This is a genomic window from Burkholderia sp. RF2-non_BP3 (assembly GCF_001522185.1).
GTDB classification, from domain to species: domain Bacteria; phylum Pseudomonadota; class Gammaproteobacteria; order Burkholderiales; family Burkholderiaceae; genus Burkholderia; species Burkholderia diffusa.
Genome location: NZ_LOSU01000017.1, coordinates 64,600 through 91,556 on the forward strand (window position 1 = coordinate 64,600; position 26,957 = coordinate 91,556).

A 26,957-nucleotide genomic window follows, 5' to 3' on the forward strand; every position below is an offset into this window, starting at 1 on the left:
CTGCCGGCATGTCCGCTCGGGAAAGTTTCGTCATCGGCAGAACACGACGCGTTGCATGTAGATCTGCGGTTCGACGACGGGCCGCGCGGCCTGGTTGAGGTCCTCGCGATAAGCACGGTAGGTCTTGCCGTTCACCGTCACTTCCGTCGCAGGCGCCGTTTCGATCGTGTTCAGCCCTTTGCGCTGCCAGTCGCTGACCCGCGCCGACGCCGACACGCTCGACTCGCCGGCGATCTTCTGCGTGATCGCGCTGCTGTCGCTCCACGGCTGCGTCCGCATGTCCTCCGCGTGCTGCATCGCGCCGATCGTCTTGCCGGTCGGCGTCGGCCCGTTCTGCGCGTCGAACGGCGCGCCACGACCGTACACCGGCGACTGCCACGACGGTGCGTGCCCCTCCGCCGGCATCATGTAGATCATCTGCGGATCGCCGACCATCATCATCGGCACACATGCCGTGTTGTCCGGGCGGCCGAGCGTCGTCAGCGCCTGCTGGACGCTCGCGGCATTCGCGAGGGTCTGCTCGCTCAGGATGACAAAGACCGCGGGGTTCTGGAAAACCGACTGCGCGGCGGCTTGTGTGCCGACCAGCAGCAGCGCGACCAAAAAGATCCTCATGATTGAGGCCTCCTTGTACCCTCGTCAGGCAAAAAGAGGTGTTGACCTCGGGGAAGGGACCAACACCCGTCAAACTTGCGACGTGCGTCGCGCCGCGGATCCCGGCGGCGCCCGTGCGACCGGCATGTTGATCGCACGGGAGCCTTGTCCGCATGCTTACGACGACGTACTCGTCGAGATGACGGTCGGCGCCGGCATCGCCGGCGCGGCCGGGGCGGCCTGCTGGTCAACCGCGGCCGGCACGTCGGCGGACGGTGCGGGCGTGGCAGCGGATTCGACCGCGTCCGTCGCCTTCGCATCGGCTGCCGGCGCGGCGGCAGCAGCAGCTGCTGCTGCGGCGGCGGGCTGCGCGGCTTCTGGCGCGGGCGCCTCGGCTGCTGCCTGCGATGCCGGTTCGGCAGCCTTCGCATCGACCGCGGGCGCGGACGTTGCGGCGTCCGCGGTCTGCGGTGCGGCGTCGGTCGCCGCCGGTCCGGATTGCGCGATGTCCGGCGTCTTCGTGGCGACGGCGGGCGCTGCTGCGGCTTGCGCGGCGGTATCGGTTGCGGCCGGTGCAGGTTCCGGCGCCTTGTCGGCAATCGCCGACGCGGGTTCCTTCGCCTTCGTGTCGACCGCAGGCGTCGCCGCGGCTTGCGCCGTGGTGTCGGTTGCGGCCGGCGTGGGTGCCGGCGCCTTGTCGGCAACCGCGGCCGGCGCGGCGGCCGGCGCGGCACTCACTGCCGGCGCTGCCGCCGCAACCGGTGCAGCAACGGCGGCAGGCACGAGCGCAGCCGCTTGCGTCGCCTTCACGGCGGCCGCCTGTGCTGCGGCAGGCACCGCGCCGACGGCCGGCGCGGCGATCGACGGCGCGGGCACCGGCACCGGGATCGGCGCCGCCTGGACCGCGGTCGTCGCCACCGGGCGCGTCTGCACGGGCGCGGCGGCGTCGAGCGGCGGCAGGCCCATGCGGTTGCGCACGATCGGATCGCGATACTTCACGTCGTCGGCCACGGTCGCTTCGACGGCGGGCGCCACGTTCGAGCGCGCGAGCGGCGCGGTCGTGCCCGGGCACAGGTGACCGGTCGCTTCCACCGCACGCCGGTTCGCATCGCTCTGGCAAAGCAGCGCGAGCGCGACGTCGGTCAGCCCCATCGCGCGGAATTCACGCGCGTCGAGACGACGCACGCATGCCTGGTCGACCAGGGTCGTGCCGCCCGTCGCGCCGAAGCCCGGAAACGACACGCCGACGCTCACCGAGCCCATGCAGGTATCGGACAGCGTGGTCGTGAGGCCCGGCGCCTGGATCGCGGGGTTCGTCTTGATCGTCTGGGTACCCGAGTAGTTGACGTTTTCCGACGTCTGGGTGTTGAACGGATTAGTCCCCGGCGAGCCCGCCGACTGGAGCGAGCTCACGCTCTGCGGCGTCACGTTCGAGCCGCCACTCGTGGACGACGGCAAGTTCAAGTTGACCTGCACGCTCGAATTGCCGCTGCCACGCACCCCGCTGCTGCTGGTGGCGTTACCGCCGCGCGAACTCGTGGTGTTCGTGTTCATGCTCGAGCCACCGCCCTGGCTGATCGCCGTCGACGACGTCGAGGACTGCGCGCTTGAAGTCGAGTCGGCGGTCTGCGCTTGGGCACCGATCGTGGCCATCGCGAACATCGCCGCACATGCCACCCTGATCTTGTTGCTGTTCATTTCAATCTCCGGACGTGGTTTGACCTCCCACCCAGGCAACCGTATTAATTCCCCTGAATGCCTTCAGTTTTGCCTGCTTCCCCGAACTGCTTCCAGCCACTGCCCAGCTGGGACCATGAACCGCCCGACATGCCCGGCCATTGCGGGGCCGCCGATGCGCCGATGGCACTGCCCGACGAAAGCGTGTGTTGTGACGGTTTGGTTGTCTGGTCAGGGTTGTTTGACGTTTGCACATTCGATTGCACGTCGTCGGCAGCACGGTCAGCGCCATACGCCGTCAGAGACGCGAGCATCAGAGCGGCGGCAATCAGTTTCTGCTTCATGCCAACTCCTTACGGTGACAACAAGGCGAGGAAAGAGACCAGCGTCGTAGGGAAGCTGGCCCCCCCGACACCCGATTCAGGGACTGCCGGCGGTCGCGCCGGAACTGCCCTGGCTGCCGCCCGATGCGAACGGCGATCCGGCCGGACCGGTGCCCCATACCGTCGACGAGTTGAAGTGGTTCGAGCCCGCGACCGTTCCCGACCACCCACTGCCCGCCATGCCGGCGGCACCTGCGTTGGCAATGCCGTTGTCGTTCGCGCCAGTTGCCGTGTAGTGGTTCGCGCCGAGTACGATCGTGGCGGTCACCCCTCCCGACAGCGCATTGGCGTTCTCGCTCGTGTTGCCGGTTCCACCGAACGAGCCTGCGGCACCGATACCGCCGCCTGCCGCGAACGCGCCTCCGTTCGTGCCCCAGCCGCTGGCCGTCGAAGTCGAGTCGTGATAGGCGGATGCCGTGCCGATGGAGCCGGCGGGTGTCACGGTACTTCCGGCGTTCGCGCCCGCCACCGAAGTCGAGTTGCTCGTGTAGCTGCCGGTACCGACCAGCACCGAACCGGAGACGCCTGCCGCGACGGATTGCGTCTGGTTGAATGTCGTCGGACCTGCCGCCAGCACGGCTGACGATAGGACGGTGAGCGCTGTCGCTAAAATGACGTTGGCTTTCATAGCAATTCCTTGCTGTGAGGAAGTTCGGTGGCCAGGTCGCCGGGTCCGCCCTCGCGGGACGAAACCCGGCGTCCGTGCCACCTGTCCATGACGAACGCTATGCGCCGCGGCTTAGTAGTGATACATCGTCCAGCCGGTCGAGCCGGCATTCGCACCGCTGGACCCGCCAGCTTGTGCGCCGCCGAAGCCGAAGCCGCTCACCGTCGACGTGTTGATGTGGTTCGTGTACGAGATCGAGCTGCTCGCGCCGCCGCCGGCCGTTGCACCGGCGGCGCCGAGCGCCGCGCCCGAATCGGTTGCGGTGAAGTGACCGAACCCGACAACACCGGCCATCGTCTGGCCACCACTCGACGAGTTGCTGGTCGAGACCGTGCCGCTCGCTGCGAACGCTGCACCCGAAACCGCCATCACTGCTGCTGCAATCAGAAGCTTCTTCATGGTCGACTCCATAACGGCGTGGACGGAACAAGCGAGGAAAGCTGCACGCCTTCAACTTCCCTGCCTCGAGCAATCCTTAAAAATAAGGATCACTATCCAATCACGAAGCAACGATTCGTCTCGAATCCGAGACCACGTAACTTTTGGCCAGTCGAAGTTCAGTTAGTATTTTTTTAGTTTTCCGAATTTTTTATAGAAATTCTCGATATCGCATATCGATTTTTAAAAATCAGAAAACAAATCGCCTCACGCACCCGAATACAGGCATTCGACATCCCGAACTGGTTTTTTCGAAATTCGCACCCGCGACACACCGGCACACGGCATTCGCTTCAGCGATCGAAAATGCGTGAAAATGGTTAAATACCGAAAATGCAGCGCCATCCAAAACATGCACGTCATCGTGGCGATAACGGGCCTGCATGACGGTCAGTCGGCATCGCCTCTCCCTGAGCTACCGATCAATGATCTTCCGGGTCATCCGGCCATCGGGTATTCGCGCGAGTCCGGCGAGCGCCGGCAGTTGCCCGGCGCACTCGATACGGCCCTGCACGGTCGAAGTCGGGTCGGGGTCAAGCTGTCCGGCACGAACAGCCCGGTCCACCCGGACGCGCTGAATGAAAGGGAGTACCGCTGTCGGCCGGTCGTCATGCGGAACGACAGGCGTTCCAGCACGTGCGACACGCGGATGCCGGGAAACCGGCGACGAACCCGCGAGGCTGGCACTGCTTCGCGAGCCGTACTCCGAGCTGTCCGACTACCCCACGGATACGCAAGGAATGCGCAGAACGAACGACTGCTTCTGGTCTTCATCGCTGTTTCCCCGACTGCTTATTGACGAACGCGTCGCCCCCCATCTTTGTCGCATCAGGTCGACCGCTCGCCGGTGCGTCCCATGTCGCAAGCGGCATGCCATGCGTGATTCCACCGATGGTTGCCTGACGCGTACCATCCGCAACGCCCGGCCATTTCTCCGCGAATCGCATTTTTTGTTTCAGGAATGTATCGCGACAACGGTGGGCGACTTGCGCCGATCATTGAATGCCGCGAAGCAATGCCGGAAAAGGCGGACGAATGCGGCCCGCGGGGCCTCGCGCAAGGGGGTGACGAACGGGTGTTTCATACTTGAGAAGTGCGGGGCCGCAGATTGCGGCCGATCAGCACATCGGCCCTGCCAAACCGCCTGCTGCGGCCCGTTCGACAGCGTTCGCATCCGTGAGAAACGACGAATCGAAACGCACGGCCCCCCGGTGCAGTGAAGCCTGCACAGCGGATATCGCCAGGCTTCCGGCTGTGCACGCCGGCCGCCGCGAAACGCAGTTGATTCATCCGTGAAAATACCGACGGGATCAAGCGTCGGCCGACAATGCGAACGCGCGGCAAAAGACGGCAATTGCGGTGCAGGCCGACATGGCGTTCGCGCCGCCTGCATAACGGAAAAAATGACAACCTGTGCCGCACGAAGCCTTCAACACCCTTTATTCATTGTTACTGGCGTCATTCAATTCGGCGGCATTCGATGTCGATAACCGCCTCGCGCCAATCGCCGGATAACGACGCACGATGCGCGCGAGAAACATTTCCGATGCGATATCGGCCGCGAACCTCATCGCTGAAACATGTTCGTGCAAAGCGTGATTCATGCAGAAAATTCGTGACGGCGCGACTTTTTTGCGCGTTTCGACCGGCCGGTTCGTATGCTGCCGGAAGTTGTCACACCGATTCGCGCAATCCACGGATACATGCGTGAAACAGAAGTTCGTGCGCGGCGCGGCAGCGCCGTCCGCTGCTCCCTCGCATCCGCATGCGGCAACCGTGGCACGCAGCTTGAATGTCATCCTGATTCGGCAGACCGCGCAGCGCACGACGAAGCCACGCGCGACGCAATCGCAATGAACCGCGCCTCCGCTACGTGCCGAGCAATTCCTTCTTGCGCAGATGCACGACGTCGCGCATCGGCGGCGCGCCGAACAGCCGGCTGTATTCGCGGCTGAACTGCGACGCGCTTTCATAGCCGACGGTCGCGGCCACGGACCCCACGTCGCCGCCCTGCCGCAGCAATAGCCGCCGCGCTTCGTGCAGCCGCAGTTGCTTCTGATACTGCAGCGGGCTCAGCGTGGTCACGTGCTTGAAGTGATGGTGTAGCGACGACACGCTCATGTTGACCGCCTGCGCGAGCGTGTCGACGCGCATCGGCTCCGCGTAGTGATCGCGGATCCATTCGATCGCGCGTGCGATCCGGTGCGTCTGGCTGCCCGCAACGGCCATGTGCCGCAGCCGCGTGCCCTGCCCGCTCGTCATCAGCCGGTACAGCAGTTCCTTTTCGATCAGCGGCGCGACCACCGGAATGTCGGCCGGCGTATCGAGCAGCCGCAACAGCCGCAGCGCGGCATCGAACAGCGGCGGCGTCAGCTCGGCAAGCGCGATGCCCTCGCCTTCGGGGCCGGCATCCGGCTCCGGTAGCCGCATCTCGGCCGCGAGTTCGACGATGCGCTGCGGATCGAGCGTGAGCGACAGGCACAGGTAAGGCGCATCCGGCGACGCCTGCGTGACGCGCGAGAGAATCGGCAAGTCGATCGACGCAATCAGGCAGTTCCGCGTGTCGTATTCGTAAGCCTGGCCGCCCACGATCACACGCTTCGCGCCCTGCGCGGCGATCACCAGCGCGGCGCGCGACACGCCGCAGCCGAGATCGACCGGATGCCCGTGCCGGTGCAGCATCAGCGCCGGCACTGCCGTCGAGTGGGAGCCGTCGGTCGGCGCGAAGCGGGCGATCAGCGATGCCAGTTCGCGCCGCCCGGATTCGCGCGACGCCGCGATATCGGTCATGTCCATGACGGGTTCCTCGCTTCGTTTCCCTGAATCGCGCGAGCATAGCGAATCGCTCGCCGCCGCGCCGGGGATTTGCAGGATTGTTCAATAAATTTGCAGGATTGGGTAGACGCAAAAAACGCGCGCTCGCGCACACTGCCCGCTAACCGGGCGCATGCCGGGTTTTCCCCATGGAGACATACCAATATGCCTACCTCGTTTGTCCTCAACGGCAAGAACGTTACGCTCGACGCCGATCCGTCGATGCCCGTCCTCTGGGCGATCCGCGAGCACGCGGGGCTGACCGGCACGAAGTTCGGCTGCGGCATGGCGCAGTGCGGCGCGTGCACCGTCCATCTCGAAGGCCAGGCGGTGCGCTCGTGCGTGCTGCCGCTCGCCGGCATCGCCGGCAAGCACGTCACCACGATCGAAGGCCTGCAGAGCAAGCCCGCGCAGGCCGTGCAGGCCGCCTGGGTGAAGCTGCAGGTGCCGCAGTGCGGCTATTGCCAGTCCGGCCAGATCATGTCGGCCACCGCCTTGCTCGAACAGAACCCGAAACCGACCGACGCGGACATCGACGCCGCGATGAACGGCAACATCTGCCGCTGTGCGACCTACGCCCGCATCCGGGCCGCGATCCACGACGCGGCCGCGACGCTGGGAGCCTGACCATGACGATCGAACTCGACAATCGCGATTCGGTGCGGCCGTCGCGCCGCACGTTTCTGAAGGCCGCGGGCGCCGCGGCCGCCGTCAGCCTGACGATCGGTTTCGAATGGGCCGGCCTCGGCCGCCGCGCGCTCGCCGCGACGGCCCCCGCCGCCGACTTCGCGCCGAACGCATTCCTGCGCATCACCCCCGACGGCGCGGTCACCGTCATCGCGAAACACGTGGAAATGGGCCAGGGCGCGTACACGGGCATCGCGACGATCGTCGCCGAGGAGCTCGACGCCGACTGGTCGACCGTACGCGTCGAAAGCGCGCCGGCCGACGCGAAACGCTATGCGAACCTCGCGTTCGGCACGATGCAGGGCACGGGCGGCAGCTCGGCCATGTCGAACTCGTGGCAGCAACTGCGCGAAGCGGGCGGCAAGGCCCGCGCGATGCTGGTGTCGGCTGCGGCGGCGCGCTGGAAGGTGCCGGCCGGCGAGCTGACCACCGCCAACGGCGTCGTCACGCACGCGAAGAGCGGCAAGACGGCCGCCTACGGCACGCTGGTCGCCGACGCGTCGACACTGCCGGTGCCCGACAAGGTCACGCTGAAGCAACCGACCGACTTCAAGCTGATCGGCCATCGCATTCCGCGCGTGGACGGGTCGGCCAAGTCGAACGGCACCGCGCATTTCACGCTCGACACGACCTTCCCCGGCATGCGCGTCGCGCTGCTGCAGCGCCCGCCGCGCTTCGGCGGGACGGTCAAGTCGTTCGACGCGACGGCCGCGAAGGCCGTGCCGGGCGTGGTGTCGGTCGTGCAGGTGCCGGGCGGCGTCGCGGTCGTCGGGACCGGCTTCTGGGCCGCGAAACAGGGCCGCGACGCGCTGAAGATCGACTGGGACGAAACGAACGCCGAGAAGCGCGGGTCGGCGGAGATCATGCGCGAGTACCGGCAGCTCGCGGCGAAACCCGGCGCATCGGCGCGCAAGGACGGCGATGCCGACGCGGCGATCGCGGGCGCCGCGCGCAAGGTCAGCGCGACGTACGAATTCCCGTATCTCGCGCACGCGCCGATGGAGCCGCTCGACGCGGTCGTCAAGCTGACCGCGAACAGCTGCGAGATCTGGGCCGGCGACCAGTTCCAGACGGTCGACCAGGGCAACGCCGCCCGGGTCGCGGGCCTGAAGCCCGAGCAGGTTCGGATCCACACGCTGTACGCGGGCGGCAGCTTCGGCCGGCGCGCGAACGCGTGGTCGGACTACGTGGTCGAGGCCGTGTCGATCGCGAAGGCGCTCGGCGCGGACGGCAAGCCGGTCAAGCTGCAGTGGACGCGCGAGGACGACATCCAGGGCGGCTTCTATCGCCCGATGTACTTCCACAAGCTCGACGCGGGGCTGACCGCGGACGGCAAGCTGGTCGGCTGGCGCCACCGGATCGTCGGCCAGTCGATCCTCGCCGGCACGCCGTTCGAGGCGTTCATGGTCAAGAACGGGATCGACGCGACGTCGGTCGAGGGCGCGGCGAACCTGCCGTACGCGGTGCCGAACGTATCGGTCGAACTCACGACCACCCAGGTCGGCCTGCCCGTGCTGTGGTGGCGCGTGGTCGGCAGTTCGCACACGGCCTATGCGGTCGAGGCGTTCATCGACGAAGCCGCGCACGCGGCCGGCAAGGATCCGTACCTGTTCCGCCGCGACCTGCTCGCGAAGGAGCCGCGGATGCGCGCGGTGCTCGAGCTGGCCGCGCAGAAGGCCGGCTGGGATCCGGCGAAGCCGCTGCCGAAGGGCCGCGGGCGCGGGATCGCGGTGGCCGAGGCGTTCAAGAGCTATGTCGCGCAGGTCGCGGAAGTGTCGGTCGACGCCGACGGCAAGGTGAAGGTCGACCGCGTGGTGTGCGCGGTCGACTGCGGGATCGCGATCAACCCCGACATCGTCGCCGCGCAGATGGAAGGCGGCATCGGCTTCGGGCTCGGCGCGGCGCTCCACAGCGCGATCACGCTGAAGGACGGCCAGGTCGAGCAGCGCAACTTCGACGGCTATCACGTGCTGCGGATGGCGGAGATGCCGAAGGTCGAGGTGCATATCGTGCCGTCGGCCGAGGCGCCGACCGGCGTCGGCGAGCCGGGCGTCGCGCCGGTGGGCCCGGCGGTCGCCAACGCGATCTTCGCGGCGACCGGCAAGCGGCATTACGTGCTGCCGTTCGATTCGGGCGATACGGCGAAGGCTTGACGGGCAAGTGAAACGCCGGCCGCGCGGCGAGAGTGTCGCGCGGCCGGTTTTTCTTTCTGCCGGGGCAGGCCTCGGCGGCGCATTCGAAGTCGGCGAAAATCTGCCCCAACCCATTGATTCGACGCGGCAATCCGTCCGGCGCGGGACGGTTCGATGCCGGTTTCACCGTCCGGCCGTTGCCCGGCTTGATCGGCGGGAGTCTCCCCCCACGTAACACCGCCCGTAACGCCCGTAACGTTCCCCCGGATGCTACGTAACAATCCTTCAATGTTGCTCCGACCCTTCCGAAGCGCGCCGCGCATCCCGCGTTAAAAATTCTTTTAGATTCAAGGCCGGCGCGCCGCCAGCCCCGCCCCCGCCCCCCCGTCGACGCCTGACGGACCATCCCTGGCCCGGAAGTTGCGGTACATGACCCGCAAACACTCCTTTACGGACATGCGAGGGCCAACATGGATTGCAAATACCTGTACATCGACAATATAAAAATCAACTTCGTGCGCCGCACGATCGAAATCGACAACAAAGTCGTCGACGTCACGCCGCGTGAATTCGACGTCGTCGAATTCCTGCTCGACAACATGAACAAGATCGTGCCGCGGCAAGCGATCCAGGAAGCGGTCTGGGGCCGCGAGCTCGGCGTGTCGTCGCGCACGCTCGACACCCACATCTCGCGCATCCGTTCGAAGCTGCAGCTCGATCACGACAAGAACCTGCGGATCATCCCGATTTATGCGGTCGGCTATCGGCTGGTGCTGTTCGGCGCGGCCATGACGCACGTCGAGCGCCACGACGCGGCGCCGATCCTGCGCGCCGCGCCGCAGCAGGCGCTGGCTGCCGACTACGCGTAACGCGTCACGGCTCACCTGCGCGCCGCCACTGCGCGGCGCGCCGGCAAGACTCCCCACCGCGCCGCACGTCCGCCGTGCGGCGCCGCGCGACCCGGCACACGTGCCCCGCCGCGCCACGACCGCCGCCTCCGGGCGGCGGTTGCCTTTGTGCGCGCGACGCGCCGCACGCGGCCACGCCGCCGCGCAGCAGGCTTCGTAGCTCGCCGCCGCCCGCGCGGCCGGCGGATGCGCGCGACTACGGATTCCGGCGCGGCACGCGGCCGGCGCCGTCCCTACAATCGACGCAGCAGCCGCGCGCCCCCTGCGCCGCCGGCCACAACAACCCGTCGAACCAACGCCGAATCCGCCCCGATCCCGCCGTGCCTGCGCTGTCCCTGACGAATGCCGACGCCGGCGACGCCGCGAACCGGGCCTCGCCCGCCGCTGCCACCCCGCCCGCCGCGGCGCCCGCCATCCCGCCCCCGCCGGCCGCGGTCGCGCTCGACGCGTCGCCGTGGCTGCCGCGCCTGTCCGCCGACGCCGCGCGCGGGCTGTCGCATGCGTATGGCGCCACGGGCGCGGTCCCGGTCACGCTCGGCGAACACGCGTACGAGGTGCGCTGGCGCGTCGACGCCGAACCGGCCGCCGACGCGCACGCGTACCGCTTCGTCATCGGCCCGGCCGCCGGCACGCTGTGGATCGATCCGGTCGCGGAAAACGCATGGCTCGGCGACGCGGCCGACCCGGCCGTGCCGGCCGTGATCCGCGCGGCGCTGCTCGCCGACCTCGCCGCGCCGCTCGCGGCCGTGCTGCAGGCCGCGACACGGCAGCGCGTGGAACTGCTGCCGCCGCCGGCGAGCGTGCCCGCATGGCGCACCGCGCCGGCCGCGCTGCGCTTCGAACTGCGTCGCGCCGACGGCGCATGGCGCTGCCACGGCGCGCTGCTGTTCGATGCGCCGGACGCGCTCGCGGTGTTCTTCGCGGCGCCGGCGGCCACGCGGCCCGACACGCGCGCCGCGTATGCAAGCCTGCCGGTGCCGCTGGTATTCGAGATCGGCCGCACCGAGCTGACGACGGCCGAGCTGGCCGACGTCGTCAGCGGCGACATCATCGCGATCGAGCGCTGGCGCGCGCACGAGCAGAACCTGCTGTGCGTGGCGCGGGTGCCGGCCGCGCCGGCGTGGGAGATCACCGGACGGCCGTCGGGGACCCGGCTGACCGTCGAACGAATCAGGGAGATGCCTTTGGAACCGACCCGCACCGACACCCCGCCCGCCACCGCGAGCGCGCACGACGCGTCGCCCGACGATGCGCCGCGCTCGCTCGACGGCCTCGCGGTCGACCTGCGCTTCGAATTGCCGCCCACGTCGATCCCGCTCGGCGAACTCGGCACGCTGCAGCCCGGCGCGGTGATCGAACTGCAGCAAGGCATCAACCAGAGCGTGATCCATCTCGTCGCGAACGGGATGCTGATCGGCACCGGCCATCTGATCGCGGTCGGCCAGAAGCTCGGCGTGCGCGTCGTCACGCTGACGCAGCCCGCGCCGCGCGAGCGCTGAACGATGGGCAGCCTGCCGAATCCGGTCGCGCTGATCGCGGTGATCGCCGCGCTCGGCATCGCGCCGTTCGCGGCGCTGATGGTGACGAGCTACACGAAGCTCGTGGTCGTGCTCGGCCTGCTGCGCTCCGCGCTCGGGATCCAGCAGGTGCCGCCGAACCTCGTGCTCAACGGCATCGCGCTGATCCTGTCGCTGTTCATCATGGCGCCGGTCGGGATGTCGATCCGCGACGCGCTGCAAGCCCGCCACTTCGACGCATCGGGACAATTGTCGACCGCCGACATCGGCGCGCTCGCCGATGCCGCGCTGCCGCCGGTCAAGGATTTCCTGGTGTCGCACACGCGGCAGCGCGACCGCGAATTCTTCGTGCGCACCGCGACGTCGGTCTGGCCGAAGAACCGCGCGGACGGCATCAAGGACGACGACCTGCTCGTGCTGGTGCCGAGCTTCACGCTCGCCGAGCTGACGAAGGCATTCCAGATCGGTTTCGTGATCTACATCGTGTTCATCGTCGTCGACCTGCTGGTCGCGAACATCCTGCTCGCGTTAGGCATGCAGATGATCTCGCCCACGACGATCTCGGTGCCGTTCAAGCTGCTGCTGTTCGTCGCGCTCGACGGCTGGTCGCTGCTCGTGCACGGGCTCGTGCTGTCGTATCGCGTGGCGGGGGCGGGATGAGCGCGCGCGGCCCGCGCGGCGTCGTCGCGAGCCTGTGCGCGATGCTCGCGCTGACGCTCGCATGCGCGGGCATGCAGCCGCGCGGCGCGCACGCGGCGGGCAGCGCCGCGGGCTTCGCGCAGCTCGCGCGCGCCTGCGCGCCGAACGTCGATCCCGACACGCTCGCCGCGCTCGTGCGCACCGAATCCGGCTTCAATCCGTATGCGATCGGCGTGGTCGGCGGCCACCTGACGCGCCAGCCCGCGTCGCTCGACGAAGCACGCGCGACCGCAAGCGAGCTGGCCGCGCGCGGCTTCAGCTACAGCGTCGGCCTCGCTCAGGTCAACGAACGAAACTTCGCGAAATACGGCCTCGACGACACGACGATGTTCGAACCGTGCCGCAACCTGCGGGCGGGCGGCGCGATCCTGACCGAATGCTTCGCGCGCTCGTCGAACACCGGCCGCCCCGCGCAGGCCGCGCTGCGCGCGGCGCTGTCGTGCTACTACAGCGGCAACTTCACGACCGGGTTCTCGAGCGGCTATGTGAGCCGCGTCGTCGCGAGCGCGCAGCGCAACGCGCGCGAAGGCGGCGTCGAACCGATTCCGGTGGTGCGCGACATGCCGCCGCCCGCGCGACAACGGCGCATGGACGCGGCCGCGACCACACCGCCGGAGCGCGCGCGCAGGCTCGCGTCGCCCGCGGCCTCCGCCGGCGCGCCGTCGTGCCATGCGCGACCGGTCGTGATGATGTGTCGCGGATTGTCGGCGAGCCAGGCGAAGCGGCTGTGCGTGCGGTGCCTCGACCAGTGACGGCGCGCGGCCCGTTTTCCGGGGCGGGAACATCGGCCGCGCGGCCCCGGGCACGCCGCCGACGCGGGGCCGCGCGCGTCTCGTAGCGCACCGTGGCCGCGCGCGGCGGCCGGCACGCCGCGCTACGAAACGGCGAGGAGCCGGCCGCAATTCGTATCCCTACACTCGTCGGATCGCATCGTGGCGCACGTGGCGCCGTGCGGGACGCGCATCGCGCGCGTAAGGGAGACGAGCATGCTGTCGATCGACGGAATGGGACTGGGCGTCAACTGGCAACGCTTCCTGTCCGACACGCTGGACCCGGTCGTCGCGCCGCCTCCCCCGCCGCAAAAGGACGATTCGTCGACCGGCCCGGCCAACCCGACCGTGGCGCCGCCGATTCCCGTGACGGCCACGCCGTTCACCGACCCGTCGAAGCCGACCAACCCGGAAATCGCATCCGCGACGTCGCTGATCCAGAGCATGGCCGCGCAATACAGGCCGCCGCCGCCCGACATCACGGTCGAGAACGACAAGACGCGGGCGGTGCAGAAGGCGATCCAGGACGCGCAGACGCAATACGACACCGCGTCGCAATCGCTGCAGGGCGCGCAGAACGTGCTGCACCTCGCCAACCGCGACCCCGAGTCGACCCCCGACGAACGCAATGCCGCCCAGGCCAGCTACGCGAAGGCGCGTGCCGCCGCCGACGATGCGCAGCGCAACCTGAACGTCACCACCGACGCGGGCTACATGATCCTGTACGGCGAACAGGCGACGAACGACATGCCCGCCGGCATGGTGCAGTCGGATACGGGCGAAATCACGAATCCGGGGGACGCGCGCAATCTCGCCGACCAGAAGCTCGCCGCGCTGCAGGCGCTGTTCCCCGACTCCCCGCACGATCCGAACGACAAGAACTGGGCGCCGCAGGCGAGCGACTGCAAGACCCCTGTCCAGATCCGCGCGTACGACGACTGGCAGACCGCCGACGCACATGCCGCCGCGGGCGAGGCGAAATACTACGCGGATATCGCGAACTCGAATCTCGCCTATACGCAGTTTCAGTCATACCTTGCCGATCCCGACTACAAGGCGGCCGTCGACGCCGGCGTCGGGAAGCTGAACGACGCACTCGCGCCGCTGAACCTGGAGGTGTCGCTGCCGGATGCACCGGCGTCCATGGACGCCGCGCAGCAGGCCGTCACGACCGCCGCGAAGGACGCGAACTACGCCAATGCCGCGCTCTCGGCGGCAAACGACAACGTGACGCTCGTGCAGGCGCAGCAGCAATCGGACGCGGACCACGGCAAGGAAGGCCCGACGGTCGTCGCGCCCGGCGCGATCGAGAAGGACAAGACCGCGCTCGATCGCGCGCAGACCGCCGCAGGCACGAGCAGCAGCTATCTGCAGATGTTGTCCACGCAACAGCAGGCCGACACGCTGCAGGCAAACTTCCGCGGCAAGCATGCGAGGCTCGACGACGATCCGGGCGACCCGTACACGCAACTGCAATTGGCGAAGCAGCAGGCAAGCATCGCGCACGATGCGTTCGTCGTCGCGTATGGCGGATCGCTCGCGCAGCAGTACGACGACCAGGCCGCGCAGATCGAGGCGACGGTGAAGGCGACGGCGAAGCCGCCGACCATGTGCCGCGTGCAGCCGAACTGGCTGAATGCGTCGCCGCTGTTTGCGCCGCCGTGGAGCACGGCCGCGAACGGCACGGCGAACCTGCCCGGCGCGGCGCCGCTGTTCGCATCGCCGTTTTCGGCGGCGAATCCGGCAGCGAATCCGCTGGCGGGCGGCACGCCGAACGGCGACACGCCGTCGCTCGGCACGTCGCCGTTCGTGACGAGCCCGCTCCAGCCCGCGCAAAGCGATGCGACGGCGAGCGGCACGGCGGACGCCGGCCCGACGCTGGCCGACGCGCAACGCCTGCGCGTCGTCGCGGGCGCGATCCGCGCGGCCGACGATCGCCTGTCCGATTCGGTCAACGAGCGCGCCACGAACGCGGCGCTCGCCCAGGCGCGCGACCTGCAATCGCAGAAGCACGACTCGCTGACGAACATCCAGCAGAAATACGACGACTGGCAGGCGTCGCATCCGGCACCGCCGCGCTTCCGGCAAGTGGCCGACGGCGACATCCTGCCGGCCTTTTCGCCGCCGCTGCCGAACCCGCACCAGCGCGAGCTCGACCAGGCGAAGCAGGACGCGCAGAACGCGGACAACACGGTGCAGCGGCTGCAGTTGATGGGCGAACTGGCGCATCGTCAGGTGCTGATGGACCAGTTCGATGCGGGCCTCGACGAGCGCCTGCGCTACGTGACGGACGATCACTCGGACGCGTACAAGGACTACCAGAAGGCAGCGCGCGACTTCTATTCGGCGCATCACAGCGACATGTCGAACACGCTGCTCGACGTTGCGGGCGCGAACACCGGCAATGGCGCGACGATCGATTTCGGCAAGCTGAGCGACACGCAGCAGCGCAACCTGATCGGCGTCGCGCTCGGCATGTCGCCGGACGTCGGCGGCGATCCTTCGTCGACCACGTCGGTCGCCAACGACCCGCAGACGCACTTCACCAACAAGGACAAGCTGTCGGCGATCGACGGCGTGCGCAACACGCTGCTGAAGATCGGTGGCGGCGCCGGCACGCAGATCAACGTGCGGCCGATCGTGTATGCCGCGAAAGACGTCGGCATGCAGACGACCGCGCTCTTCGAAGTCAAGGACACCAAAGGCGTCACGCAGTTCGTGGACGAGACGGCCAGCACGTACCACGACATCAACGACTACATCGACAACAACGAACTGTCGTCGGACGGCACGGTCGACATCGCGACCGGCCACAACGCGGACGGCACGCTGCAGATCGTGTCGCGCGCGGCGCACCACGACAGCGGCTTCGACAGTTTCCTCAACACGTTGACGGGCACCAAGCTCAATCTCGGGATGCTGATCGGCGGGATGGTGCTCGAAGGCATCGGCGGCGTGCTCGACGCGACGGTGCTCGGCCTGCCGCTCGGCGCGACGCTGAACGTCATCGGCACCGGCATGGCGTATACGTCGATCGCCGCGACGATGACGAGTTCGGCGCTCGACCTCGCGAACCGTGCAGACCATGGCCGCAGCTTCAACCCGTTGAGCGACGCGGGGGCGCGCTCGGATTTCATCAACCTGATACCGATGGGCGCGGCGGGGGCCTCGAAGCTCGTCGGCAGCAAGCTGTTCATGCGCGGCGTCACGGGGCTGACGCGCATGCCGAAAGTGACGTCGTTCCTCCGCGGCGCCACGAAGGTCTTCGCGGTCGGGACCGGCGTGGCCGGTGCGACCGAGTCGTTCTTCGAGGCCGGGGCCGACTACCTCAGCGGCAATGCCGACGCGGGCAACAAGGCGCTCGTCGGCGGCCTCACGAACGTCGCGTTGATCGCCGCGGGCGGGCTCAAGGCGCGCGCGGTCACGGGCGTCGTCAATCGCACCGGCATCGTCGCGCGCACGACGGACGGCAAGGCGGTGACGATCGACGGCCAGACGATCCGGCAACTGCTGAACAACGGCGGCGACGCGTCGCTTGCGGCCGGCCGCAATCGCGCGACCTTCGACGGCGAGCGCGTGACGGTGTCGCACGACGGCACGCTGATGGTCGGCGACAACGTGCTGACCTATGACGGCAAGCCGATCCGCATGCTCGACAACGCGTCGCGCAAGGCGTTGCCGACGGGCGAATCCGTCGTGCTCGGCGCGGACGGAAAACTGTCGCTCGCTTCGGTTTCCGACAAGAACTGGACCAACGGCACGCGCATCGACTCGCTGACCGACACGGGTGAAAGCCTGTCGTTCGGCCCGGGCGGCCGGATGAGCACGACGCCGAAGATCGCGGCGAGAACGCGGCTCGATCTGCTCGACAGCGCGTTGCAGCAGGCGCGCGACGCGTACACCGCCGAGAACGGCGGCGAACAGACGGCACGCAGCCTCGCGCAGACGACGACGCAGGACGACACGGCGAGCGCCGCGACCGACGCGCGCAGCACGCGGCGCACGAGCGAGGAACGCGCACGCATCGACGAGCAGCGCGACGAAAGCGATGCCGATCACGCAACGAATGCAGGCAGCAACCGCCGCAGCGCCGACGCGCACGCGATGCGATATCGTCCGCTCGACACCGATACGCCGGCCGGCGCCGGCAATCGCGAGACGCCCGGGGCCGCGCGACCGCGCGTCGACGTCCGGGTCGTCGATCTCGCCGACGAGGCGCCCGCCACCCGTCCGGCGACGTCCGACCCGGCCGGCATCGCGGTACCGCGCGGGCCGCGCGCGGAACCGATGAAGATCGGCGACCGCACGGTGTACATCGTCCGCGACGGCGCCGAAGCGGACGCCCCCGCTGTCGGCGGTGTCCGTCCGCAGGACCTCGACGAACCCGTCATCGTCGTCGCGGGCGAACACGACGGGCTACTCGCGCCCGAACTCGCGAACCGCTGGCAGAAGGCCATTTATGCGGCCGCGCCCGATGCGTTCGGCACCGATGGCCAGTTGCGCCCCGATGCGCGCGTGCTCCGCTTCGACCCCGCGCCGGACACCGGGGCGGCTGCCGGCCATGTGGCCGCCGACGAAACGCCGCACGCGAGTTCGCCACGCAACCCAGGCGACGATACGGTGATCGTGCTCGCCGGCAGGCGCGGCCCGAACGAGCCTACGGTGCCGCAACCCGCCGCGACGCGTCAACCGGTGAACGCGCTCGACGGCAGGTTCAGCCCGCCGAACCGGGTGCTCGTGCTGATCCGCCCGGAACGCACCGATGCGGCGCAGCGTGCGCCTGCCCGCGACGGGACGGCGCCGGACGAATCCCGCGCGGCGCCCGCCGCGCGCGCGGACGGCGCAAAGCCGCGATCCGCAACGACGAGCGACGCCGCGGCGCTGACCGATACCGATCTCGCGGCGGCGCACCCGGAATTGACGGAAGCCGCGCCGCCCGAAGCGGCCGCGCCGGATCACCCCGGCCGGTTCACGCAGGTGCAGTTCCGTTTCGGCGGTGCGCCGCTCCCCGAGGCCGTGCAGGCGCTTGCGATGCAGTCGGCGACCCTCGTGACGCAACTGCGCATGCTCCACGACGCCGGCTGGCGCGTGAAGGTCGGCAAGCGAGGCGGCGGCAGCTACATCGATCCGCGCAGGCGCCGCATGACGATCGACGGCGCGCTCAAGGATCCCGGCAGCATCACGTACACGCTCGCCGGCGAGGCGCGACAAGCGGTGGAAGCGATGCACGGCGTGCTGAAGCCCGACTACGGCGATCGCGGCCGCTTCACGCGCAAGGCCCTCGAAGCGGAGGCGCGCGCGCAGATCAACGCGTTCGAGGCGCGCTACGAGATCGCCCTCTCGAGCGGCGTCGACATCGCCGAACACGCGCATCTGCCCGAAGGGATCGCGCGCGAGGGCGTCGACTGGCAGCGCACGTCGGGCGATTACACGGGAACGGTCGGGCGGCTCGCCGACCTGTTCGCCGATGCGCCGGTGTCCGGGCGTGACGGGCAGACCTTCAGCGCGTTCTACGACGACGTATGGGCGCACCAGAAGCGCCGCGGCGGCATTCCGCGCCGCATGCCCGCGCCGCGCATGCACGCCGCCGGCGACGCGCCGGACGGCAGGCAACACCTCGACGCGCGCACCGCGTGGAGCCACGCGCATGCGGTGCTCGCGTCGCCGTTCGGCGACGGCCGCCCGGTACCCGACGCGGCCGACCTGCACGCGCACCGCGACGGGCACACGGCGCGATTGCCGGATCGCAACCTCCTCGTGCTGCACGCGGACACGCTGCCGGACGGCACGCTGCTCGTCGACGGCGAGCCGGCCAATGTGCACGAATACACGCTCGCCCAGGCGCCGTGGAGGCTGGTCAAGGACGCCGACACGATCGTGCTGTCCGCGAAGCACGGCGGCAATGAAACCGCCGCGCGGCTCGCGAACGTGTTGCAGCGCGCCGTCTACGCGCCGCCCGAGCGTGCCGTCGGCGACGACGCGGCCGTGCTCGACACGCGCGTGTTCCACCGCTTCGACCCGGCGCCCGCGGCGCCGCACGCCCTCGGCGAACTCGCGGCCGACGCCGAGGGCGTCCATCTCGCCGGCGATCCGGGCACGCGGATCGACGTCGAGCACAACGTCGGCGCACTGCTTGGCGCGGGCGCGCGCAAGACCGCGTTCGCGCTCGGCGACGACGCGGCGCTCGTCACGGTCGATCACGGCCCCACGCCGTTGGCGCCGCGGGAGGCGCCCGAATCGCTCGACGCACGGCGCGCGGCCGACGAGCAGCTCGTGAACGCCGAACGTCAGGCGCTTCAGGAACTCGAAGCGCTGGGCATACGCACCGTGCAGCTGCACGGTCCGTTTCGCTCGCTGGGCGGCATCGTCTCCGCGCTGGTCCACCCGCTCGGCGTGTTCCACAGCGACGCGTTCGCGACAGGCGCCCTGCCGTCCTACATCTCGCGCGCGGGAATCCAGAACATCCTGCGGCTGCACGATGTGCTCCACCAGTCCGGCATCGGCTTCGACCTGCAGGGCATCTTCACGCGCTCGGGCGACTTCCTGGTCAGCGACCCCGGACGGATTCGCCGCGACGACTACGGATCGCACCAGATGTCGCTGTCGCGGCTCGCGGAAATCGAGCGCGGCGTCCTACGCTGGCTCCAGTCGAATGAAACCGGCACCACGCTCGCGCAACGTGACGGAGCGCTGCCGCCCGACGCGTTCGTGCAGAAGCCGTCGCCGATCATGCGCGTGCGGATGCGCGTCGGCGGCGTGCCGCTGCCCGACGCCGTCACCACGCTCGCGCTGCAGTCGGACACGCTCGCGGCGCAATTGCGCATGCTCGACGCCAACGGCTGGCGCGTGCGCGTCGGCAAGCGCGGCGGCGGCAGCCGGATCGATACGAAGCACAGGCGCGTGACGATCGACGGCGCGCTGGCCGACCCCGAATCGATGACGTACGTGCTCGCGCACGAGACCAAGCATGCGGTCGAGGCGATCGAAGGCACGCTCGGGCTCGACTACAGCGACCGCGGCCGTTTCTCGCGGACGGCCTTCGAAGCCGAGGCACGCGCGCAGATCAACGCATTCGAGGCACGTTACGAAATCAAGCTGACGAGCGGCATCGACATCGCCGCGACGGTGCGGTTGCCCGATGCGCTGCAGCGCGAAGCCGACGCGTGGCAACCGTCGACCGATCCCGCAGTCGCCGTCGCGCGGCTCGCCGATGCGTTCGCCGATGCGGCTGTGTCGGGCACCGGCGGCAAGACGTACACGACGTTCTACGGCGACGCGCACGCGCGTGCAAAGGCACGCGGCATGCGCGCGATGCCGGCGCCGGAAACACGCGCCACGCGCGGCGACGCGAACGACGGGCCGCACACGATGCGCGAGATCCAGGCGCAGCGTGCGGCGTGGTCGCAGGCCAACGCGGCGCGCGACGCGTCGCCGTTCGGCGCCGGCGGCCCGCCGCCGCTCGATACGCTGTCGTTCCTGCGCGACGGCCGCACCCTGATCGATCCGGTCACGCGTCTCGCGATCGTGCCCGCCGAGACGCTGCCCGACGGCACGCTGCTCGGCCCCGACGGGCAGCCCGTCGATCCGCACACGTTCACGCTGCTCAATCCGCCGCCGTCCGACCCGGGCTATACGACGATCCTGTCGGCGCGGCATGCGAACGAAGGCGCGGCCGCGCAGCTCACGAACCTGTGGCAGCGCGCGATCTACACCGCGCATCCGGACGCGGTCGGCGCGGCGGGCGCGTTGACCGACCTGTCCGGAATGAACCGCTACGTGCCGGCCGCGTATCGCCAGCCGTCGCTCGGCGAGCTGTCGGTCGACCCCGTGCACGGCCATCTCCATCTCGGCGACGATCCCGCCAGGCGCGCCGATCCGGCGGATTTCCTCGGGCCGGTGCTGGGCTCGGGAGCGGACAAGACCGTGTTCGACGGCGGCGCCGGACAGGCGATCGGCGTGTACCGCGACGACTCGGCCGATGGCGTCGCCGACGCCCATGCGGCCGTCGATCTCGAACAGAGCGGGCTCGCGATGCTGCACGACGTCTACAAGTTGCCGACCAGCACCACCGACGGACCGTTCACCGTCGGAAACCGCGTCGCGGTCGTGCTGAAGCCGTCCGCGCAGCTCAGCAGCGTCGACGTGGAGCTCGACATCGGCCTGCCGAGCGTGGTGTCGGGCACGGGTCTGGCCGACCTCGAGCGGATCCGCCGCGTCACGCAGACGCACCATCTGCTGTACGACTTCCAGGTGCTGTTCGGCCGCAACGGCGACGTGATGCTGCACGATCCCGGCCACCTCAGGCCCGGCGCCGACCCGGACGGCAGCGTACTCGGGCGAATCGACGAAGTCGCCGCGAAGATCCACGACGGAATCGCGACCGGCCGTATCCGGCTCGCGCATCCGGCGTTCGTCGAAGCCGGCGCGTATGCGCCGCGGCCCGGCGCGATCGGGCGCGTCGTCACGACCTTCCGCGGCATCGTGCTGAAGCTGCACGCGCACGCGCTGGCCGCGCGTTCGCCGACGCTGCGGGCACAGATGCGGCTCGCGCGGTGCGACGGGTGGAAGGTGAAGCTCGGCGCCCCCGGCGGCGGCCAATACGTGGACGCGGCGCGGCGCGTGATCGTCCTCGACGGCAACACGCGTCGCGCCGGCACGCTGGTGTTCGCGCTCGCGCACGAGGCGCAGCACAGCGTCGACATCTCGACGGACACCCTCGGCATCGACCGCAGCAGCCCCGACGCGTATGTGAGGAGCCTGCTGCTCGCGGAAGCGCGTGCGCAACTCAACGCGTGTCGCGTGCGCGACGAAATCCTCGCGGCCGGCGGCCCCGACATCGCCGCGCACGCGCAACTTCCGGAGGCGCTCGCCCGCGCGGCGGAGCATGCGTTCGCGAGCGGCGACGAGGCAGCGCTCGATGCGCTCGCCGATACGTTCGGCGACATGCGCACGTCGCTGCCCGGCAAGCCGACCTATCGCGCGCTGTACGCCGAGCAGGCGCGCGCCGAATTCGCCGGCCGGCCGGCGCCGGCCAAGCTCGCGGCACCCGCGCGCGGCGGCGCGCGGCGCGGCCGCTACGCGATCGACAGCGCGGAAATGACGCGGGCGCGCGCGTGGCTCGACGAACGCGGCATGCGCACGCTCAGACGCGTCGACGGCACGAATGCGCCGTCGCTGCGCGCACTCGTGCGGCAAACCGGCGTCGATACCGAGCTGCTGATTGCGCGCGCCGGCCCGGTGACGCCCGACGCGGCGCCCGAATTCGTCGCGTCCGCGCGCATCGATGCGAACGGCGCGATCAAGCCGCCGAAATTCGTCGGCAACACGCTGACGCAGGACGAACGGGAATGGCTCGGCGCCGCGCTGGACACCGCGCTGGATGCGGCCGATCCCGCGCAGGCCGCGGCCGCCCGCCAGGCCTTCGCGTTCCATGCGTCGCCGGTGTCGCTCAACGAACTGCGGTCGCTCGGCGGGGTCGCGAAGATCGAGCCCGTGCGCGACGGCAAGCCGGTGACGTTCACGCAGCCCGGCCGCGTGACCCACCGCTACGTCGCCGCGATCGTCGCGCTGGACAATACGAAGCACTACCGCAGCGCGCACAAGGCGATCGCGGCGGCCGCCGAGTCCGACACGATCTACGCGGTCGACCAGGCAAGCGGCGAAATTCGCGGCCACGCACGCTACGACAGCAGCCATGGCGTCTGGCAATACCAGGAGAACGCGCCCCTGGCGCACACCCGTGTCGCGCAACGGCCCCTGGCCGGCGCGTACCCGCGACGTGCGCAAGTGCGCGTGCGGCCGCACGGCAAATCGCGCGGCGTGCCGCTCACGCGAGCACGCGCGCGCGGCATGACGTTCGCGGTCAGCAGCATCGCCCCGGCGACGCTCGAACGGATCGGCAACCGCTTCGATCCGGTCAAGCCGCCGAAAGCCGGAAAGCCCGACAAGCTGCCGCGGCCGGGCCTGCGCTATCTCGGCCATCTGGGGCTCACGAGAACGCTGAACGCGCCGCGCCGCGTCGCCTTGCTGACACGCAACCGCGCCGCCGCGGTGCTCGGACGCGGGCGCACCGGCGCCGCCCTCCCCGCCGGCGGCACGCGCGCGGTCGATCCGGCTACGCGGCTGTTCGAGAAGAACGTGTTGCCCGCCGGCAAGGACGCGGCACTCGATTTCAGCGGCCACAACGCCGTACACCTGCTCAGCGTCGCCGAATTCGGCGGCCTCGAGGCGGGCAAGCATCACATCTACGTCTACGACACCGCGGAACCGCTGACCGACCGGCTCGACGCGCCCGAGGGCATGCTGGTGCCCGACGCGAACGGCAAGCTGACGTGGCACGACCCGCACACCCCGTCCGCGCCGGGCGTGCCGCTCGAGTCGTCGCCGATCGGCGACGGCCCATACGGCGCAAACGTGCATCTGCTGCTGACCGAACTGACGCCCGCCGAACTGGCCGCGCATGCGCGCGGCACACGGCTCGCGGCGCTGACGCGGCGCCTCGCGCACCTCGAAGCGATCGAACGGGACAAGTCGCCCGGCACGTTCGCTTCGCTGCGCACGTGGGCGAGCCAGCAGGCGCGTGACGCGCGCCGCGCGCGCAACGCGCTGAAGAAGCAGATCAAGACCGAGAAGGACGCTGCCAAGCATCTTGGCCAGCCCGTGCCCGCCAACCCGAAGCTCAGGATCAGGCCTTACCAGCCGTCGCTCGTCAGCGCGACGCTCGTCGAATGGAAGCGCCTGTACGGCGACGGCAACGTGTCCGGCCTGTTTGCGCACCTCGAACGGATCGACGCGCTCGCGAAGCGGGAACGCGACCCGCGCCTTGCGTCGCTCGAGCTGATCGACACGCCGCCCGATGCGCCGCCGCCGGCGATGATGGCCGACGCAGCCGCGTGGCGCGGCACCGGCATGCCGCTGTACGTGGCGCGCGACTGGTCCGGCGGCGGCGCACGCTATGCGCCGGTGCCGTTCTGGAAGCGCGCGCAGCGTGGCCTGAGCACGGCCGCGGCCACCGATCGCGCGCTGCGGCGCGCGTTCCTCGGGACCAGCGAAGCATTGCAGCACCGCATGGTGCCGATGAGCCGCGCGCACCGGCTGTCCGACGATCCGGCGCCGTTCGTCCGGCAGATCGTGCGCAACGGCGGCGTGATGCCGGTCGTGACGATCCCGATCGATCCGCACACGCTCAACGCCACGCGCGGCGCGAAGCACGACCCGGAATTCGTCGGCGACGTGAAATCGATCGGCAACCAGAAGACCGCGAAGATCGACTACTGGGAAGGCACGATCACCGGCGAGAACGGCGCCGTCATGCATCTCGACGACCTGACCGAGGCGAATCTGCATCGGTGGCTCGACGCGGCATCGCAGGCGGGTTTCCTGTTGCGCCTCGAAATGGCGCCCGCGCGCGCGCTCGTGTCGTCGGAGGACAACCGGCATCTGGCCGGCACCAACGACGGCTATCACCATCACGCACGCCTCGGCGAGCTGCTCGAATCGTGGGCCGACGCGCATCCGGGCGCCCCCGCGCCGCACGTGATGGTGACGTTTCACGGATGGGATGCCGTGCCGGAGCCGGTGCCGGGCGCGGGCCATCTGGCGCTCGTCAACTCGCTGCTCGACCGGCCGACGCTGAAATGGGTGCATGTTGGCCTGTCGTACGCCACGCACGGCGCCGACTTCATCGCGAATCAGGAACTGACGACCGCGCTGGCCACGATGCTCGTCGACCGCGCGCAGGCGGAAGCCGCCGCGCGGGCCGGCGCGAAACCGGTCGAAAGCACGCTCGAGCGGTTGCATGGCTCGGATGCGCTGACGCGCGTGTTCGAGCGCGTCGACCGCGCCACGCTGGCGGACCAGCACCAGATGCTGCTGGCCGAAATCGAGCGGATCGGCCGCGCCAGGGGCCTGCCGCCCGACGCGATCGCGGCCTTGCGGCAGGGGATCTACGAAGGCAACACGACGCGGCTGCTGAATCGCGCGCGCTACGCGACGTCGACGTTCGCGACCCGGGCCTGGGCGGCAAACCGGCAATCCGCACCAAAGGCGGACGCGCCGGGACGCAAGTTCACCGAGACCTGGCTGGCGAGCGTCGGCGCGCGGCTTCGCGCACCCGGCCAGGACACGACGCTGCGGCCCGGCCAGAGCGGCCCGGCGCCGCTCGCGCCGTGGCGCGAGATCGTCCGGCAACCGGCACTGATCGTCGACGACTCGCTGCCCGTCAGCGACAGCCGGCTCGTCAGCGCGCAGGCGGTCGCGCACGTCGCGGCGGACGATCCGCTCGCCGCCTACGCCGAACTGAATGCGCTGCGCCTGCAGCAGGTGGAGCGCTCGTGGTCGCTGCTCAACTGGAAGAACGTGCTGTCCGGGATGGTCGGCATCGGCGCCGGCGTCGCCGTCCATCACATCGGCCTCACGCCGACGAACTACAGGCAGGCGGCCAACACGACGTTCGTCGGCGTGCGGACCGGCCGTCTCGTCCAGGCGTTGCATCAGGACACGCTGCGCGCGCTGCAAAGCGGCGATCCGCGGCTCTTCAACCACGTGATCGACCGCTTCATGAGCGGCCTCAACAACCAGTTGTCGGCACACCGGATGCACGAGGACCAGCGTCGCGCGTCGCTGATCCGGCTGGCGGACGAAGGCCGCGCGAAGATCAACCTGCAGCTCGAACTGCATCGCAGGCAGTCGCTGCCCGCCGACAAGACGGTCGAATACACGAAGCTGATCGCGAACGACATGGTCCAGCAGATGCAGGGGGTGCTGGCCGGCACGTCGATCCAGCAGCTCCATCACGGCAATCCGCGCCGCTTCCTCGGCAAGGTCGGCCGCACGGCGGCGATCGCCGGCTACGCGAGCCTCGGCGAGCTGTCGCTGCATACGCTGCTCCAGGATCCTTCGCTGGTGCCGTTCCTCGGCACCGCCGGCGCGCTGCTCGGCCTCACCTACACGGGGCTCGTTCAGGCGAGCGCGTTCACGCACCTGAGCATCGAGCGGCGCAGCCGCGTCGTGCGCTTCATCGACACCGCCTCCGACCTCGCGAGCATCGCGGGCGGCTACATCGGGCCGTTCGTCGGCTCGGCGCCGACGATTCACGCGAACCTGCCGATGGCGATTTCGTCCTTGAGCTCCGCGACGCTGCTCGCGCTCGCACGCACCGACACGCATTTCCCGAACCTGACGAAGCGCGTCACCGGCAAGATGCCGACGATCCTGCTGCTCGCGCCAATCGGCATCTACGTCGGCAACTGGCTCTATACGGCGTTCGGCGGCAGCGGCAGCGGCAAATCGACGCCGCCGACGGGCTCGACCAAACCGCCGGGGCCGCCGCCGGGGCCGCCGTCAGGCACGCATGTGCACGTGGCGCCGACGACGCCGGCAACGCCGACTGCCCCGTCGGGTACATCGAGCACGCCGAGCACGCCAAGCACGTCCAGCGCGCAGCCCTACATCGTCGTCGAAGGCGATTCGCTGTGGGTCGTCGCCGACCAGCATCGTCAGTCGCTGCTCGATGCCGCGCACGTGTCGCGCGCCGATCAGCAGACGATGACGCGCGGCGAACAGGATGCGCGCGCGCTCAACGAGATCCTGCAGCTCAATCCGTCGGTCGCGCACGATCCGAACCGCCTGTCGATCGGCACGCCCCTGATCGTGGGCTGAAATCTGCGCCGC

General features: G+C 69.5%; 14 protein-coding genes. 7 read left to right on the plus strand and 7 right to left on the minus strand.

Going from position 1 to position 26,957, the window contains the following annotated elements; translation table 11 throughout:
* Positions 1-30 precede the first annotated feature (30 nt).
* From WS45_RS07140 to WS45_RS07165, 7 genes are all read right to left on the minus strand, one after another.
* Positions 31-615: a hypothetical protein gene (locus tag WS45_RS07140; protein WP_059699066.1), complete on the minus strand. Its 585-nt coding sequence runs from the start codon at positions 613-615 to the stop codon at positions 31-33.
* A gap of 156 nt (positions 616-771) precedes the next feature.
* Positions 772-2,292 (minus strand): hypothetical protein, encoded by a 1,521-nt coding sequence (locus tag WS45_RS07145; protein WP_059699068.1) that lies wholly within the window; start codon positions 2,290-2,292, stop codon positions 772-774.
* Between the two features lie 44 nt (positions 2,293-2,336).
* Complete coding sequence (locus WS45_RS07150; protein ID WP_059699071.1) at positions 2,337-2,615, minus strand: hypothetical protein; 279 nt, start codon at positions 2,613-2,615, stop codon at positions 2,337-2,339.
* Between the two features lie 76 nt (positions 2,616-2,691).
* On the minus strand, positions 2,692-3,282 hold the full coding sequence (locus tag WS45_RS07155; protein ID WP_059526722.1) for a hypothetical protein: 591 nt from the start codon (positions 3,280-3,282) through the stop codon (positions 2,692-2,694).
* Positions 3,283-3,393: 111 nt separating this feature from the next.
* Positions 3,394-3,720: a hypothetical protein gene (locus WS45_RS07160; protein ID WP_059527202.1), complete on the minus strand. Its 327-nt coding sequence runs from the start codon at positions 3,718-3,720 to the stop codon at positions 3,394-3,396.
* Between the two features lie 1,478 nt (positions 3,721-5,198).
* Positions 5,199-5,558 (minus strand): hypothetical protein, encoded by a 360-nt coding sequence (locus tag WS45_RS34800; RefSeq protein ID WP_156437064.1) that lies wholly within the window; start codon positions 5,556-5,558, stop codon positions 5,199-5,201.
* Positions 5,559-5,628: 70 nt separating this feature from the next.
* On the minus strand, positions 5,629-6,555 hold the full coding sequence (locus tag WS45_RS07165; RefSeq protein WP_059692145.1) for an AraC family transcriptional regulator: 927 nt from the start codon (positions 6,553-6,555) through the stop codon (positions 5,629-5,631).
* Positions 6,556-6,738: 183 nt separating this feature from the next.
* On the opposite strand from WS45_RS07165, the gene WS45_RS07170 reads away from it, so the two are divergent.
* The 7 genes from WS45_RS07170 to WS45_RS07200 all read left to right on the plus strand — a co-directional run bounded on the left by WS45_RS07170 (position 6,739) and on the right by WS45_RS07200 (position 26,945).
* On the plus strand, positions 6,739-7,200 hold the full coding sequence (locus WS45_RS07170) for a (2Fe-2S)-binding protein (RefSeq protein ID WP_059468378.1): 462 nt from the start codon (positions 6,739-6,741) through the stop codon (positions 7,198-7,200).
* Positions 7,201-7,202: 2 nt separating this feature from the next.
* Positions 7,203-9,413 (plus strand): xanthine dehydrogenase family protein molybdopterin-binding subunit, encoded by a 2,211-nt coding sequence (locus WS45_RS07175; RefSeq protein ID WP_059699073.1) that lies wholly within the window; start codon positions 7,203-7,205, stop codon positions 9,411-9,413.
* Positions 9,414-9,862: 449 nt separating this feature from the next.
* Positions 9,863-10,261, plus strand: coding sequence for a winged helix-turn-helix domain-containing protein (locus WS45_RS07180; RefSeq protein WP_059526731.1), 399 nt, complete (start codon positions 9,863-9,865; stop codon positions 10,259-10,261).
* A 359-nt stretch (positions 10,262-10,620) separates the two neighbouring features.
* Positions 10,621-11,799 carry a type III secretion system cytoplasmic ring protein SctQ gene (gene sctQ, locus WS45_RS07185; RefSeq protein WP_059699075.1) on the plus strand — a complete coding sequence of 393 codons (1,179 nt, stop codon included), beginning with the start codon at positions 10,621-10,623 and terminating at the stop codon, positions 11,797-11,799.
* Positions 11,800-11,802: 3 nt separating this feature from the next.
* Entirely contained in the window at positions 11,803-12,477 is a 675-nt protein-coding gene (sctR, locus tag WS45_RS07190; RefSeq protein WP_044847619.1) for a type III secretion system export apparatus subunit SctR, read from the plus strand.
* Positions 12,474-13,268 carry a lytic transglycosylase domain-containing protein gene (locus tag WS45_RS07195; protein ID WP_059526737.1) on the plus strand — a complete coding sequence of 265 codons (795 nt, stop codon included), beginning with the start codon at positions 12,474-12,476 and terminating at the stop codon, positions 13,266-13,268. The genes sctR and WS45_RS07195 overlap by 4 nt, the downstream gene beginning before the upstream one ends.
* 234 nt (positions 13,269-13,502) lie before the next feature.
* The gene (locus tag WS45_RS07200; RefSeq protein WP_059699077.1) at positions 13,503-26,945 is read left to right on the plus strand and encodes an LWXIA domain-containing protein; all 13,443 of its coding nucleotides are present in this window, start codon (positions 13,503-13,505) and stop codon (positions 26,943-26,945) included.
* The last annotated feature ends 12 nt before the right edge of the window (positions 26,946-26,957 follow it).

Excerpts from the sequence above, each read along its gene's own strand:
- WS45_RS07155 (WP_059526722.1), bottom strand. The coding sequence starts at position 3,282 with ATGAAAGCCAACGTCATTTTAGCGACAGCGCTCACCGTCCTATCGTCA.
- WS45_RS07175 (WP_059699073.1), top strand. The coding sequence starts at position 7,203 with ATGACGATCGAACTCGACAATCGCGATTCGGTGCGGCCGTCGCGCCGC.
- WS45_RS07145 (WP_059699068.1), bottom strand. The coding sequence starts at position 2,292 with ATGAACAGCAACAAGATCAGGGTGGCATGTGCGGCGATGTTCGCGATG.
- sctR (WP_044847619.1), top strand. The coding sequence starts at position 11,803 with ATGGGCAGCCTGCCGAATCCGGTCGCGCTGATCGCGGTGATCGCCGCG.
- WS45_RS07160 (WP_059527202.1), bottom strand. The coding sequence starts at position 3,720 with ATGAAGAAGCTTCTGATTGCAGCAGCAGTGATGGCGGTTTCGGGTGCA.
- WS45_RS07195 (WP_059526737.1), top strand. The coding sequence starts at position 12,474 with ATGAGCGCGCGCGGCCCGCGCGGCGTCGTCGCGAGCCTGTGCGCGATG.
- WS45_RS07165 (WP_059692145.1), bottom strand. The coding sequence starts at position 6,555 with ATGGACATGACCGATATCGCGGCGTCGCGCGAATCCGGGCGGCGCGAA.
- WS45_RS07140 (WP_059699066.1), bottom strand. The coding sequence starts at position 615 with ATGAGGATCTTTTTGGTCGCGCTGCTGCTGGTCGGCACACAAGCCGCC.
- WS45_RS07200 (WP_059699077.1), top strand. The coding sequence starts at position 13,503 with ATGCTGTCGATCGACGGAATGGGACTGGGCGTCAACTGGCAACGCTTC.
- WS45_RS07180 (WP_059526731.1), top strand. The coding sequence starts at position 9,863 with ATGGATTGCAAATACCTGTACATCGACAATATAAAAATCAACTTCGTG.
- WS45_RS34800 (WP_156437064.1), bottom strand. The coding sequence starts at position 5,558 with ATGACATTCAAGCTGCGTGCCACGGTTGCCGCATGCGGATGCGAGGGA.
- WS45_RS07150 (WP_059699071.1), bottom strand. The coding sequence starts at position 2,615 with ATGAAGCAGAAACTGATTGCCGCCGCTCTGATGCTCGCGTCTCTGACG.
- WS45_RS07170 (WP_059468378.1), top strand. The coding sequence starts at position 6,739 with ATGCCTACCTCGTTTGTCCTCAACGGCAAGAACGTTACGCTCGACGCC.